Raw genomic sequence first — 13807 nt, 5'->3', positions numbered from 1 at the left:
CAGGGGGAGGTTGATGCAGTGGTATGCGATTTAAATAACCGCCCAAGGAAAACATTAGGCTTTGAAACACCAGAAGATTTAATGGATAATTACTTGGCGGCACAAGCCGCATAAATGGTATGCACTTCAAGGTTGAATCCGCGAGGTTATAACCTAAAGGGTCTGTTTGAGGAACAGTAAGCCCAGTAAATAGAACATTGTTGCCTGGATCTCTGAGAACTGGATCTCCATTAGTTTCAATGATATATGGGCCGTCGACTTGAGTAAGAGCCAAAGATCCTAAAGAATTAAAATCTAATGGATTAAGCACGCTAGGGCGAACAAAGTAGCCAGCATCAACGCTGAGTGAATAGCTAGATCCTATTGCAATCAATGAAAAAAAACTAAAGATAAATAGATTTATTGGCAAAGTTTTCATGAGTTGATTTCCTTGCTCCATTACCTGGAATCAGGTTGTTCAGAATTCAAACCATCAATAGGCTTGAGCTATAAATACCAAAATGTTCGTTGTAGTTATATGAATATTTGGCGGAATGTCACAAAAAAACACATGGATCTCAATTCGTGTCGTAGAAATTATTTATTGTAAATTACGTCTTGTAATCGCTTATCATTATTAATAGGCGCTAAAAGTAAGAGGTATGCGGCAACCCACTTCTGCTGTTGCGTTGAGCTATGATTGGCTTGAGGAAGCAAGTAAGCGGATACAGAATTCTGAACACTACCCACTACCTTTCTTTGAGCAAATCTGAAGGTTTCCACACAGATATTCCAGTGTATCCTTAAATGATTTAGTCGTCAGAATCAACCAACTTAAAACGTAAGTTTTTCCCCTTTAAATTCAATCAATTAAGTTTTGGTTCCAGCTAGCCTGGGGGTGAGGTGGTCGTCGGTTCAAATCCGGCCGCTCCGACCATTCAAAGCCTTGCACCTGCGGCTTTGCGCGATTGAGCTTACAAAAACTACTAATCAGCTTTGGATCAAAGTTGATAGCTGTTATCTGGAAGCCGCCGGGCAATGCTAGCTCAACTGAAGCCTCTAAAGTTGGGATAGGCATCGGTATCAGCTTAGACCTGGGCTTGTTCTGCTTGTTGCACCAACAGGTGAAAGTGCTGGGCTTCACTCATGTTGCTGGCAGTAAGCTGCCTGGGGTAATTCAGCTGCCGTGGACCGCGCCTGGTAGCGGCGTCACGCCTATACCAGCGCTTAGTTGCTGGCGAATACTGCAATTAAATACTCGCATTCACCTCAACTTTAATGCCTACCGGATCATAAAAGATCAGTTGTTCAATCGCCCCGCCGGGAACCAACACCTGCTCACAAGCAATACCGAGAGAGTCCAAGCGTTCCTTTATGGGCCGCAGGTCATCAGTGTGGAAGGCTATATGATCCAGGTAAGTTGTTGCTGGCTGTTGTTCCCCGGTATCCCCCTCAATCAGATGCACTATGGGCCTGCCATTCCCATAGAGCCAGAAGCCTCTGCGAGCGAAATGAGGGCGGTTGCCCTCAGTAAGGCCGAGGACTGTTTGGTAAAAATCCCGCACGCGAATGAGTATTTCCATGGGTGCGGTGATGTTGAAATGATCCAGCTGTATCACATTCTACCCAGTTTTTCTTTGGCAAATAAATGAGTCTCACCGCTTAGTTTGCAGTATCAATGAGGTTTAATCCTGCACGTCCCGGTGAACTCGATAACAAAAACTAGCTGCCACACAAACAATTATAGCGCCCCGTTTTCACGCAGCTTGGCAATCTGCTCTGCACTTTTACCCAGTAATTCGCGCAGAACTTCTTCTGTGTGCTCCCCCAGCACCGGCGGGGCCTGTTGGTAGTCCAGGGCAGTTTCGGAAAAGCGTACCGGGTTGCGCACAGTCTTGACCTTGCCGGCTTTGGGATGGTCCTGCTCAATTACCATCCCGCGCATTTGTACCTGGGGATCAGCAAACACTTCATCCAGGGTGTTAATCGGGCCGCAGGGAACATGGGCGTCGCTTAATTGCTCCAGCCACCAGGCTGATTCCTGTTGGCGAGTGGCCTCTTCGATTTGCGGTATCAACTGGGCGCGGGCGATGACGCGCGCGGCATTGGTGGCGTACGCGGGATTTTCGGCGATATCTGCTACCCCGGCGATATTGCAGAAGCGTTTAAACTGGTCATCGTTACCCACTGCCAGCATGAAATAGCCATCTCTGGACGGCACCGCCTGATAGGGCACGATATTGGGATGACCAGTGCCCTGCCGATCAGGATTTTTACCAGAGGTCAGGTAGTTCTGTGCCTGGTTGGCGAGCCAGGCCACCTGGGTGTCCAGCAGCGCCAGATCGATATGCTGCCCTAGACCGGTCTGCTGGCGGTACACCACTGCAGCAAGGACTGCAGATACGGCATACATACCCGTCATCAGGTCGGCGACGGCAACCCCCACTTTTTGCGGGCCGGCGCCGGGCTGGCCCTCCGCCACACCGGTGATACTCATAAGGCCGCCCATACCCTGAATCATGGCATCATAGCCGGCATGGTTTTTATAGGGGCCTGTCTGGCCGAATCCGGTGATAGAGCAATAGATCACAGCGGGATTGAACGCCTTGATAGAAGCGTAATCCAGGCCATATTTTTGCAGACCGCCCACCTTGTAGTTTTCCAGCACTATGTCACAGCGCGCCGCCATCTGCCTGATCAAATCCTGGCCCGCCTCAGTAGTGATATCCACGGTAACGGATTTCTTGCCGCGATTGGCGCTGAGGTAGTAAGCCGCGTCAGGGGTATCCTTACCCCTCTCGTCTTTCAGGTAGGGAGGGCCCCAGTGGCGGGTATCGTCACCGCGCCCCGGTCGCTCCACTTTGATCACTTCCGCACCAAAATCGGCAAATACCTGGCCGGCCCAGGGGCCGGCGAGAATACGACTGAGATCGAGTACCTTTAAATGCGCGAGCGGACCTGCCATAACTTCCTCTTTTCACTGGTATCAGGGGCAACCCCAAGAAAAATGATGCGGCAGCCTAGCAGATAACCCGCGATAACGCCCAGTTTGGAAGTCTGCGGCAATCGCCGTACACTGGGACAAAAATAAAAGGAGGCGTAGCATGGCCGCTCAGGAAACCGAAACATTCAAATCCTTTCGCGACTTCTACCCTTTCTACCTGCAGGAGCACCGCAACCTGACCTGTCGGCGCCTGCACTTTATCGGCACCGGCCTGGTGATTACCTGTGTAATTGTGGCAGCCGTCACCTTCAATTTGCTGTGGCTGGCAGCAACCCCCATCGCGGGATACGGTTTTGCCTGGGCCGGACACTTTTTCTTCGAGCACAACCGTCCGGCCACCTTCAAATACCCGCTCTACAGCCTCCTGGGTGATTTTGTGATGTTCAGGGATATGTTGCTTGGGCGCGTCGCGCGTTGAGCGGTCCCCTTACTTTTTCTGAGCCGGCAAGCCGTACTTGCGCAACTTGTTGGCGACGGTGGTATGAGAAATCCCGAGCTCCTTTGCCAGCTCCCTGGTAGAGAGACGACTGGCAGCCAGGTCCCCAAGTACTGCCCGCTCCAACTGCTCCATTATTTCCCTGTATGTGAGCCCCCGGCCCCAATCCCGCCAGGGCAACAGGGCCTGCGGGAACAATTCCGGCGCATCCTGTCTGTCAATGCGACGGGTACCGCGCCTTCGACAACGGGCAGCCGCAGCCACCAGGTAATCACGCAAACCATGAAAATTCTCCGGCCAGTCGTGCCGCCTGATCAGGTCCTGTACCGCCTCGCCCAATTCCAGTGCATCCATTTCTGGGTATTCCTGCCGCAACAGTGTTGCGGCGAAGCGCGAGAGTGCCGGGCGCATCCTGCGCAGGGGCGGCAGTGTTATCGCCAGGGATGAAAACATCTGCGCCAGTGCCGGTGTCAGTGCGTGCAAGTCGCCGCAGGTAGCCACCAGGCGAATACTTGGCGGCAGTTCCTGCAACTGCCGCCGCAGCACGATCTGGGCTTCCTCACTAAGGCGGTGCAGATCCTCCAGTATCAAAGTCCCTGTGGCGTGCAGGTGAGTGGGAAGCGCAAAGTTCCCCTCGCAAGGTGCAATGCGGACACCCCCCGCGCGGGCAGCCGAGGGAGACAAATAGTGCACCGCACTGGCAAACGTACTTTTGCCAGTGCCACGCTCCCCGACAATCAGTAACGGCACGGTCAATGCCGCCAGATCCCGCAGCTGTAAACAGCTCTGCCGGCGAAGGTCAAAATCCCAAAGCGCCATGGGGCGAAGTGGTTGGGAAATAAGCGCGTTCTGCTCTTGGGCATACAGCCTCAGTACCGCACCGGCCATGGAATCCACGCCAGAAGGATCATCTCCCAGGGCAATAGGGGACCAGTTGAGGTAAAAATTCTGCCCGCGCACTACGGCCTGCAGGCCGTAGCGGGGTACAGAAAAATCCCGCAACAACTCGGCCACCTGCATCAAGGGCAGAAAGCGCTGCAGTTGCAACCCCGGAACCCGGTCCAGACTGACGCCAAAAGCCCGCGCCGCAGCGAGATTAGCGGCAACCACCCTGCCCTCGCGGTCCACACTGAGGACTGGGTCAGTCACGTGTCGCAACAGGATATCCAGCTCAAAGTAGCGCCGCTCCAGGGGCAAAAGCGCGATGCGTCGCACTCGCTTGACGCCAGGCACCCGATACAGTGACCGCTCTATGCTCTGGTACTGGGTCGCAAGCATGCCCGGCGCCAATAGGTAGACCTTGTCACCACTGTCTCCTCCAAGCTCCCCGGAAGTGACATTTATTCGATATTCACCGAATATTTGCATGATTTCATGGAGAATACCCACTCTGTTCGCACAAGTTATCTCAACTCTCACCGCCGCACCCGTAAAGAAATCTTTACAAGAAGTGTAAATGGATCGCCCCAGGCTGCGCAATACGGCGTTCACAGCCCTCCCCTGCGGGCAGGTAACTGACTAAAAATAGGGGTAGGTATAACAACAAAGGTTCAGCGGCCGGCTGTTAGGCTCCTTCATCGGGAGTGACAGCCCGCAGGAGGCAACAGCATGAAAAAAGCAACAGCGCAAAAAAGCAGTAAATACACAGCACGCGAGCCCAACGCACAGGGCTTTATTGACTACACAGACGGGGAACACCAAACCTGGCAGCGTCTGATAGAACGCCAGTTGGACATTTTGCCCGGTCGCGCCTGCGATGAGTATATGCGCGGCTTGGCGCTTCTGGACCTGCCCCGTGAGCGCATCCCGCAACTGGAGGAAGTCTCTTGCGTTCTGCGCCGGGAAACCGGCTGGGAGGTTGCAAGAGTGCCCGCACTCATCGGTTTCGAGACCTTTTTTGGCCTGCTTGCCGAGCGCAAATTCCCGGTCGCCACTTTTATCCGCACCCCAGAGGAGTTTGACTACCTACAGGAACCGGATATCTTCCATGAGATTTTTGGCCACTGCGCCATGCTGACCAATCCGGCCTTTGCCAATTTCACCGAAAAATATGGCCAGTTGGGGCTCAATGCCTCGCCCAAGGAACGCGCTTACCTGGCCCGTCTTTATTGGTTTACCGTTGAATTTGGCCTGCTCAAAACCGAGGATGGGCTGCGCATCTATGGCGGTGGCATTCTGTCTTCTCCCAAAGAGACCCTCTATGCCCTGAGCAGCGAGCCGGAGCACTTCGATTTCTCGTCGCTGTGCACATTGCGCACTCCCTATCGCATCGATATTGTTCAGCCCATTTACTATGTGCTGAACAATCTGCAACAACTGCAGGATCTCACTGAAATCGACCTGATGTCCAAGGTGCGTGAAGCGATTGAGCTGGGCCTGTTTGAACCGCGCTTTCCGCCCAAGAGCGCAGCCTAAACAGCAGCCGGTGCCCTGCGGCACCGGTCCGCCTCCCGCTCAATCACCTTATACCACCGCGCCCGCCACTATCTTGCAAAATACCCCCGGAAACATTGCAATTCGGGAAAATTCCACTACCAGCACAGTTGGCCTGAGCCTATCGTTACAAAACGTGGTGTGGTTAGAGGCCAACGCCCTTCAGGCAGAGGTCACCCTCTCTACCCCCGTAACACACAGCTACCGCAGGGGCAAAGCCAGTGACGGTGTGACAATGCGCGCAGGGACACAGAGCCCCGTGGTTTTTGGGAGCACTGTAGCACTATGTCCTCACTTGACGCGATTGATAGACAACTTCTTGCTATCCTGCAATCTGACGTCAGCCTTTCCATAGAGGAGCTGGCAGAGCGTGTGGGGCTCACCAAGACGCCCTGTTGGCGCCGGGTGCAGAAGCTGGAAAAAAGCAGGATCATCCGACGCAAGGTGGCCCTGCTCGATGCAGAAATGCTGGGGCTGCCGGTATCGGTATTTGCCCAGGTAAAAACAGGCCAGCATACCCCGGAGTGGGCGGACGCCTTTGCCGAGCATGTGGCCCAGCTGCCGGAAGTGGTTGACTGTTTTCGCATGGCTGGCAACTACGATTACCTGCTCAGGGTGGTGGTCAGCGATATTGCCGCTTATGATCGCTTCTACAAGGGGTTGATCCGTCGCGTGGGTATCAGCGATATTATTTCCAACTTCGCCCTGGAACAGATCAAGAGCACCACAGAGCTGCCTATCCCTTCGGATAAGCAGGAGTGATCCCCGCACAGACACCGGTGACGAGGTCTTTCCGCGGTTCGCTTGCCTATGGATAATGATGAATTTTCGCGCACCAATAGGGATAGCCAGTGGCGGAAAGCACCTTATTTCAATCCTTTTTCCTGATTTTTAGCGGCGCAGCGGTTGTCGCCTCTCTGGCGCTGTTCGGACGCCAGCCCCTCCTTGTTGCCTATATCGCCCTGGGTATTCTGCTGGGTCCATCCGGCTTGGCGGTGATCGATAACCTGCGCCTGCTCTCGGACATGTCCAGTGTGGGGATTATATTCCTGCTGTTTCTGCTCGGCCTGGATATGCAGCCCCAGGCGCTTGTATCGGTACTGCGCAAGGCCACGTTTGTGGGGCTGGTGAGTTGTGCGACTTTTCTTGGCCTGGGTTTTGGCCTCGGCTGGCTATTCGGCTTTACCCCCTTGGAGTGCTGGGTCATCGGCATGGCCCTGATGTTTTCCAGCACCATTATCGGCATCAAGCTGCTGCCCACTACGGTGTTGCACCACAAACACCTCGGAGAGCTGATGGTGGGGTTGCTGCTGTTTCAGGACTTTGTGGCCATCCTCTGCCTGACGATCCTGCTCAGCGACAATGCCGGCGATATGCACCTGGGGCAACTGGCCCTTTCCTTTGGCTCACTACCCTTGATAGTAATGCTTGCCTGGGGGATGGTGAAATACCTGCTGCTGCCCCTGTTTACCCGCTTCGACCGCTTTCACGAGTATGTCTTTTTGCTGGCGCTGGGTTGGTGCATGGGTATGGCGGAGCTGGCGGAGACCTTGGGCCTGTCGCGGGAGATCGGGGCTTTTATCGCTGGTATTACCCTGGCCGCCAGTCGTATCTCCCAGTACATTGCCCTGAGCCTGAAACCCCTGCGGGATTTCTTTCTCATTCTGTTTTTCTTCAGCCTCGGCGCCCAGTTTGATCTGGCGATGCTGCCGGAGATACTGGTTGCGGCACTGGTCACAACAGCGGTGGTTTTACTGGCCAAACCGGTGGTGTTCCGCTACCTGCTGGGCAACCAGAGCGAACAAAAGGTACTGGCCTGGGATATCGGCTTTCGCCTCGGGCAGATCAGCGAGTTTTCCCTGCTGATCGCCCTGCTTGCGTGTGACCGGAACCTGATCGGCAGCGCCGCCTCCCATTTGATTCAGGCCACCGCGATACTGACCTTTCTGGTGTCATCCTATATCGTGGTAATGAACTTCCCCAACCCCATCGCCATCAAAGACGAGCTGCGCAGAGACTGACATGGCACAGCACCTTTTATCGGGTGCCAGCCAACTGCCGTCCCAACAACTGCAGACCACTTTTCAGGCGGCTGAAAAACTGCGGAATATCCCTGGCGACCATCAGGTACAGACAAGGAACCAGCAATAGGGAGATGGCGGTGGCCGCCAAAATTCCGTAGCCAAGGGAAATCGCCATGGGGATCATAAAACGCGCCTGCACCGAGGTTTCAAAAATCATCGGCATCAGTCCGCAGAAAGTGGTCACTGTGGTGAGCACAATCGGGCGGAAGCGGCGCGCAGCCGCGCGCTTGATGGCGCTGTCCAGTCCGGCTCCCTCTCTGCGCAATCGATTGCTGTACTCGATCATCACCAGGGTATCGTTGATCACCACCCCGGCCAACGCCACCATACCCAGCAGGCTGACCATGCTGAGCCCATACCCCATAACGAGATGGCCCAGTATGGCTCCGATCACGCCGAAGGGGATGGCGACCATGACAATCAATGGCTGCAGGTAGCTCTTCAGGGGAATGGCCAACAGCAGATAGAGGACCGCCATCGCCAGCAGGAACGTCAGCCGCAGGGAGGCGAGTCCCTCTCGCTCGTCCGCCTGGCGCCCTTCGTAGGAAATGCCGAGGCCGGGAAATTCCACCTGCATCTGCGCAGTCACATTGCGCTCCAATGCATTGATCACCAGCGCCGCCTGGTCACTGGGTTCCACATTCGCGGAAACCGTTAGCACTCGCCGGCCCTCGCGGCGATTGATGGTGGCATAGGCGCGCCCCTGCGACACTTCCACCAGATCCGGCAATGGCAGCCACAGGCCGTTGCCGGCACGGATCATGATGCTGGATACATCCTCCATACCGACCCGTTCACTTTCCGGCAAGCGCACCATCACTTTGACCTGGTCGCGGCCACGCTGCTGGCGCAGGGCTTCGGCGCCGTACAGGGCCGCGCGCAACTGGCGGCCAACCTCTTCCGCCGAAATGCCCAGGCTCTTGGCCCGCTCAGTCAATGTCAGGTCCAGCTGCGACTTGCCCTGGGAGATACCGACATCAATGTCGCTGACATTGGGGAACTTCTCCAGCTCTGTACCCAGACGCTGGGCCGCCCGATCCAACGTGTCGGTATCGGTATGTTGCAGCTCCACCGTGAGAGAGGCGCCCGCTCCGGGACCTCCCCGGTCTGCGGCGGTGATTGCACTGAGCGCTCCCGCAATCGAACCCGCCTCCCGCCGCCATGCGCGCACGAACGCGCCGGTGGAAAACCCGCGCTGGTCAGAGGGTACAAAGTAAGCATCCACCTGCACCGAATCGTTGCGGATCAGCCCACGGATGCCGAGAAATACCCGTTCGCGGTCGTAGGTCTCCAGCACCCGGTCGGCCGCAGCCATAATCTGGCTGCGCGCTTTTTCCAACTGCTGTTCGGCGGTGCCGTTGGGAAAGGCCACCTGGAAGCGGCCGGAATCCCGTTCCACCCGCGGCATCAGAGTAAAACCCATACGGCCACTGGCAGCATAACCGGCCACGACCAGCAGGGTGGACAGTGCCACCGCTATGGTGGTGTAGCGATGGCGCACACACAGATCGAGAAAAGGGCGAAAGCGCACTTGTACAAAACGGTCCAACCCCTGCGCCAGCACCTTCTGACGCGCGGCGAAACGACGCGCCCTGCGACTTTTGTAACCGCGGCGGGAATGGGCCAAATGCGCCGGAAGGATGAACAGTGCCTCCACCCAGGAAATCACAAACACCGAAGCCACCACAAAGGGAATCACCCCAAAAATCTTACCCATAAAGCCGGGCAGAGCCATCAGTGGGATAAAAGCCACGATATTGGTGAGAATGGCGAAGGTCAGCGGTACCGCTACCTGTCGCGCGCCGGCCACAGCCGCCTGCAGGTTGCTATAGCCCTTCTGGCGCCACTCGTGGATATTTTCCCCCGCGATAATCGCATCATCCACCACAATGCCGAGTGCGATAATAAAGGCGAACATGCTCACCATATTGACAGAGATATCGAGTCCCGGCAGGAACAACAGGGCACCGAGAAAACTGATGGGAATGCCCAGCGTGACCCAAAACGCGAGGCGCAACTCCAGGAATGCCCCCAGCACGATAAACACCAGCAAAAGCCCGATAAAGCCGTTTTTCAGCAGCAGCGACAGGCGCTCTTTGAACAGTTCCGCATCGTCGTCGCGAATACTGAGGGACACACCCGGCGGCAGCCTGCCCTTCAGTTCCGCAATCACCTCGCGCGCCGCCTCGCTCACGCTCATGGGGGTCTGCTCGCCCACGCGAAAAATCCGGATGCTCACCGCCGGCTCGCCGTTAAAGACCATGCTGCGCGCTTCATCCACCAGTGCATCGCTGAGACTGGCAATATCGCGAAGATACACAGCCCCTCCCCCGTTGCCCTGGGTTACCACGATATCGCCGAATTCCCGCGCCCAATCCCGCCGCTCGGTGACCCGAACCAGTATTTCACCAGCGGTGGATTTAACCCCGCCCGCCGGCACATCCACCGCCCCGTTGCGCACCAGCGCCGCCACCTCCGCGAGCGTGAGCCCGTAGCGGCGCAGGTCGTCCCGGCGCACCGTTATCGCCACCTCCAGATCGCGCACCCCGGAAGTTTCCACCTGGGTAATCTCGGGGTGCGCTTCCAGCCTGTCGAACACCTGCATGGCGACAGCGCGTAGACTCCGGTCATCCAGGTCGCCATGCACCACCAGGTCCATTACATCGCGCTTTCGCTCAGCCAGGCTCACCTGGGGTCGCTCAATATCCGCAGGGAAGGTCGTCACCCGATCGATCGCCTGCTGGACATCCTGGTAAACCTGGTTGGTGTTGGCATCGCCCTCCAGCTCCAGAGTCAGCGAAGCCCCCCCCTCGGAGGCCACACCGCGCTTCTGCTTGATACCCACAATGCCCTGCACCGCCTGCTCGGCAGCCACCAGCACACCGCGCTCAACCTCTTCCGGACTGGCGCCGGGGTAGGAGATGGCAATGCTGACAATATCCAGGCTGAATTCCGGGAAGACCTCTTTTTTCACCACAACGGAAAAAATCAGCCCGCCAACCAGAAATACCAGCATCAACAGGTTGGCAGTCACAGAGTTGCGTGCCATCCAGGCAATGGGGCCGGAGCGAGTATCAACTTCCGCGCCAGTTTTTTTGAACTCAGCCATCGGCACCCCCGGTTGCGCCGCTGTGCACGCCCTTCTCCACGACCTTCTGTGCGGATACTGACGCTTCTATACCGAGGCGCTGTTGCTCTTTGGCATCGGCGGCAATGCGCACCGGCATATCCTCTATCACATTGACCAGCCGTGTGGTCACCAGGGTCTCACCACCGTTCAAGCCCTGCTCCAGCAGCGCGTAGTCCCCATCCATATAGGCCACCTCTACCGGCAGCACCCTTGTGCGGTTGTCTTTGACCACCCACACCCTGTTGCCATCCTGCAGGGCGGTAAGGGGAATTCGAACGCTCTGTTCTTCGCTCTGGGAAACAATCTCCACCCGTGCAAGATCATTCAGCAGCAGCTGTGGCTGGCCCGGATTGTGTACAGACAGGGGGTCCTCCAATTCCACCAGCACGCTGGCAAGCCTGCCCTGCTCTTCCAAAACCGGGATTGTGCGCACAAAGTCACCGCGCCGGTAGACGCCCTGGGGCCACTGGCTGCCATAGATACGCACTTCATTAGTGGCACTACCTAATCTGTGCAGATGCGCTGCCGGCACTTCCACTGCGATCTGGAAGCGGTCGGCACTGGCGAGGCTATAGAGAATATTTCCCGGTGCCACGCGATCACCGACATCGACCGCACGCGCCACCACCAACGCATCGAAGGGCGCATGAATACGGGTGAGACGCAGATCACGCTCCGCCAGTCCCACGCTCACTTCGGCCGCCTGTACCCGCGCCTGTGCTTGCGCCAGTTGCGGCTCGCGCAGCACCAGTGCGCGATCCGACTGCGGCAGCGAGCTACCCAGCAGGGCATACTCTTCCAATGCCACCTGCTGCTGGCCCCGTTCCTGTTGCAGTTCTGCACGGCGCTCGGCAAGGCTGCTGCGTGCCGTCTGCAACGCCAGTTGGTAGGGCTCCGCCTCTATACGCAGCAATACCTGGCCTTTGGGTAAAATAGCCCCCGGCCCCAGGCCATAATCCAGCCATTCCACTTCCCCCTGCACCTGTGGCTGCACTTCTGCCAGCTCCCTTGCAGAGACCTTGCCGAGGGCATTGAAAGTCACCGGGAAGCGGCCGCGCTCAGCCACTGCCACCTCTACAGCGGGTGGTGGCACGCGACGCTCGCCGCTCGCCACCGTAGGTTTTTCGCGCAACATCCAACCGGCGACCTGCAACGCCACCAGTACCAACGCCACGGGCATAATCCAGCGCCAATGGGTTTTCTTTAACATCAATTACTTCCCTCCAGATACAGCGCCAGATCCACGGGCTTTGGGGCGGGGAGATCCTCCTGCGGCAGCCCCCCGGAAAGCGCGCGGTAAAGCGTTACACGGTTTTCAATGATTTGGCGCTCGGCGGCAAGCACCTGCCTAGCCAGACTCTGTTGCTCAGTAGTCGCGGTGAGCAAATTGAGAAAATTGACAGCGCCGCGGGCATAGGCGCGGCTGCGGCGCTGGGCAATCAGATCGGAAAGACCCTTGCGCTCGCGCAAATGCACCAGTTCCTGCACCAGGACGCGCTCGCGAATCAGGGCCAGCTCCACTTCCAACAGTGCCTGGTTCACGGTGCTGCTGTACAGAGACCAACGCTCCTGTAGCTCGGCCTGGCCCTGATCCCGCGCCGAAGCCAGGGCACCACCGTCAAAGAGCACTCCTTCCAGGGAGGCGGCAATTGCCAACAGCCAGTTTTCAGTGATATCGCTGATCAGGCTGGTGCCATTGCTGGCAACGGCAGAAAGGCCCAATACCGGCAGCCGGTCCGCCCAGGTTTGGTCTGCAAGATGGTAGCCCTGTAACAGGCTGCGCTGGGCCTCGCGCACATCGGGGCGGCGCAACAGCAACTGGGAGGGAATGCCAGTATCCGGCAGGGCCGGCAGCAGTGGAAGACCCGCGACTTTGTGGATAACCTCTTCGAGCTGCACCTCAGTGGTACCGAGTAGCGCCGCCAGCTGGACCTTGAGCGTCTCGATATCGGCTTGCGCCTCTAACAACACCTGCTCAGACTGCTGCACCAGTTGGCGCTGCTGCAGCACATCGGCGGCATCGCCGACACCGCGCCCAAAGCGCAGCTCCATTACCTGAAGTGACTTGCGGTTGGTTTCCAACTGCTGGTCGAGCAGATCCAACTGGCCCCAGGCTTCACGCAGTTGCAGCCAGGTAGCGGATACTTCTGCGGCAAGGCTCAGGGCGGCAGTCTGCAGGTTTTGCGCCCGGGCCAAAAACCCCGCCTCAGCGGCGCTGGCACCGGCGCGCACCCGCCCCCACAGGTCCACTTCATAACTGGCCGCAACACGCGTGCTCCAGCTGTTACCTTCGTTGGATTCATCAGTGAACTCACCGGAAGAAAAACGCTGTTGCGTATTTTCAGTCTGGGCAGTCACCCTGGGCCAAAGCCCGGAGCGGGCACCGCGGGCCGCTGCGGCTGCCTGCTGCAGGCGCCAGTAACTGGCCTGGATATCCGGGTTATCCTTCAGCGCGAGTAGCACCAAGTGCTCCAGCTGCGGGTCACCGAAGCTGCGCCACCAGCGCAGCTCGGTGGCGACGGTGCCGGAAGCGCGAAAATTTGCTGGAAGCTGTAACTGTTCTTGGGACTGGTCAGTCTGAATCGTGGGGGATGAACAGCTGGCGAGAAGTGGAATACAAATTGCCAAAATGCGATAAAGGCACAAGGAATATCACCGAAAACAGAGTGTCAATTGAACAAAAATAGAGATTTATTGCAGGCATTATCTCGCCACAAAAACACCCCGCAAGGCGATTTACT

At 57.1% G+C, this 13807-nt stretch carries 11 protein-coding genes; 4 read left to right on the top strand and 7 right to left on the bottom strand.

The window, feature by feature from the left end; all coding sequences use genetic code 11:
- The 3 genes from ACL7TT_RS15095 to ACL7TT_RS15085 all read right to left on the bottom strand — a co-directional run.
- The coding region (locus tag ACL7TT_RS15095) for a hypothetical protein (protein ID WP_413396622.1) at positions 1-418 on the bottom strand (418 nt) is incomplete at its 3' end.
- A gap of 811 nt (positions 419-1229) precedes the next feature.
- Positions 1230-1598, bottom strand: a complete 369-nt coding sequence (locus ACL7TT_RS15090; protein WP_413396620.1) for a VOC family protein — start codon at positions 1596-1598, stop codon at positions 1230-1232.
- A gap of 122 nt (positions 1599-1720) precedes the next feature.
- A complete protein-coding gene (locus ACL7TT_RS15085) occupies positions 1721-2944 on the bottom strand; it encodes a CaiB/BaiF CoA transferase family protein (RefSeq protein ID WP_413396618.1) in 1224 nt (407 codons plus the stop codon).
- Positions 2945-3083: 139 nt separating this feature from the next.
- Here ACL7TT_RS15085 and ACL7TT_RS15080 point away from each other — a divergent pair, with 139 nt between their 5' ends.
- Positions 3084-3401 carry an Mpo1-like protein gene (locus ACL7TT_RS15080; protein ID WP_413396616.1) on the top strand — a complete coding sequence of 106 codons (318 nt, stop codon included), beginning with the start codon at positions 3084-3086 and terminating at the stop codon, positions 3399-3401.
- Positions 3402-3410: 9 nt separating this feature from the next.
- Here ACL7TT_RS15080 and ACL7TT_RS15075 read toward each other — a convergent pair whose 3' ends face one another.
- The gene (locus tag ACL7TT_RS15075) at positions 3411-4787 is read right to left on the bottom strand and encodes a TyrR/PhhR family helix-turn-helix DNA-binding protein (protein ID WP_413396614.1); all 1377 of its coding nucleotides are present in this window, start codon (positions 4785-4787) and stop codon (positions 3411-3413) included.
- 240 nt (positions 4788-5027) lie between these two features.
- Here ACL7TT_RS15075 and phhA point away from each other — a divergent pair, with 240 nt between their 5' ends.
- From phhA to ACL7TT_RS15060, 3 genes are all read left to right on the top strand, one after another.
- Positions 5028-5834, top strand: a complete 807-nt coding sequence (phhA, locus tag ACL7TT_RS15070) for a phenylalanine 4-monooxygenase (RefSeq protein ID WP_299943636.1) — start codon at positions 5028-5030, stop codon at positions 5832-5834.
- Between the two features lie 303 nt (positions 5835-6137).
- Positions 6138-6614: an Lrp/AsnC family transcriptional regulator gene (locus ACL7TT_RS15065; protein ID WP_299943633.1), complete on the top strand. Its 477-nt coding sequence runs from the start codon at positions 6138-6140 to the stop codon at positions 6612-6614.
- Positions 6615-6703: 89 nt separating this feature from the next.
- On the top strand, positions 6704-7873 hold the full coding sequence (locus ACL7TT_RS15060) for a cation:proton antiporter domain-containing protein (RefSeq protein ID WP_413396612.1): 1170 nt from the start codon (positions 6704-6706) through the stop codon (positions 7871-7873).
- 16 nt (positions 7874-7889) lie between these two features.
- Here ACL7TT_RS15060 and ACL7TT_RS15055 read toward each other — a convergent pair whose 3' ends face one another.
- Genes ACL7TT_RS15055 through ACL7TT_RS15045 form a run of 3 tightly spaced genes read right to left on the bottom strand, consistent with a single transcriptional unit; the run spans position 7890 to position 13712 of the window.
- Positions 7890-11045 carry an efflux RND transporter permease subunit gene (locus ACL7TT_RS15055; RefSeq protein ID WP_413396610.1) on the bottom strand — a complete coding sequence of 1052 codons (3156 nt, stop codon included), beginning with the start codon at positions 11043-11045 and terminating at the stop codon, positions 7890-7892.
- The gene (locus tag ACL7TT_RS15050; RefSeq protein WP_413396607.1) at positions 11038-12276 is read right to left on the bottom strand and encodes an efflux RND transporter periplasmic adaptor subunit; all 1239 of its coding nucleotides are present in this window, start codon (positions 12274-12276) and stop codon (positions 11038-11040) included. The genes ACL7TT_RS15055 and ACL7TT_RS15050 overlap by 8 nt, the downstream gene beginning before the upstream one ends.
- On the bottom strand, positions 12276-13712 hold the full coding sequence (locus tag ACL7TT_RS15045) for an efflux transporter outer membrane subunit (RefSeq protein ID WP_413396605.1): 1437 nt from the start codon (positions 13710-13712) through the stop codon (positions 12276-12278). The genes ACL7TT_RS15050 and ACL7TT_RS15045 overlap by 1 nt, the downstream gene beginning before the upstream one ends.
- Between the last annotated feature and the right edge of the window lie 95 nt (positions 13713-13807).

This window comes from Microbulbifer jejuensis (assembly GCF_047289955.1).
Taxonomy (GTDB): Bacteria; Pseudomonadota; Gammaproteobacteria; order Pseudomonadales; family Cellvibrionaceae; genus Microbulbifer.
This window is presented reverse-complemented; position numbering and strand designations above follow the sequence as displayed.

Coding starts and splice junctions, on each gene's coding strand:
- ACL7TT_RS15080 (WP_413396616.1), top strand. CDS start 3,084: ATGGCCGCTCAGGAAACCGAAACATTCAAATCCTTTCGCGACTTCTAC.
- ACL7TT_RS15085 (WP_413396618.1), bottom strand. CDS start 2,944: ATGGCAGGTCCGCTCGCGCATTTAAAGGTACTCGATCTCAGTCGTATT.
- ACL7TT_RS15075 (WP_413396614.1), bottom strand. CDS start 4,787: ATGCAAATATTCGGTGAATATCGAATAAATGTCACTTCCGGGGAGCTT.
- ACL7TT_RS15055 (WP_413396610.1), bottom strand. CDS start 11,045: ATGGCTGAGTTCAAAAAAACTGGCGCGGAAGTTGATACTCGCTCCGGC.
- ACL7TT_RS15065 (WP_299943633.1), top strand. CDS start 6,138: ATGTCCTCACTTGACGCGATTGATAGACAACTTCTTGCTATCCTGCAA.
- phhA (WP_299943636.1), top strand. CDS start 5,028: ATGAAAAAAGCAACAGCGCAAAAAAGCAGTAAATACACAGCACGCGAG.
- ACL7TT_RS15050 (WP_413396607.1), bottom strand. CDS start 12,276: ATGTTAAAGAAAACCCATTGGCGCTGGATTATGCCCGTGGCGTTGGTA.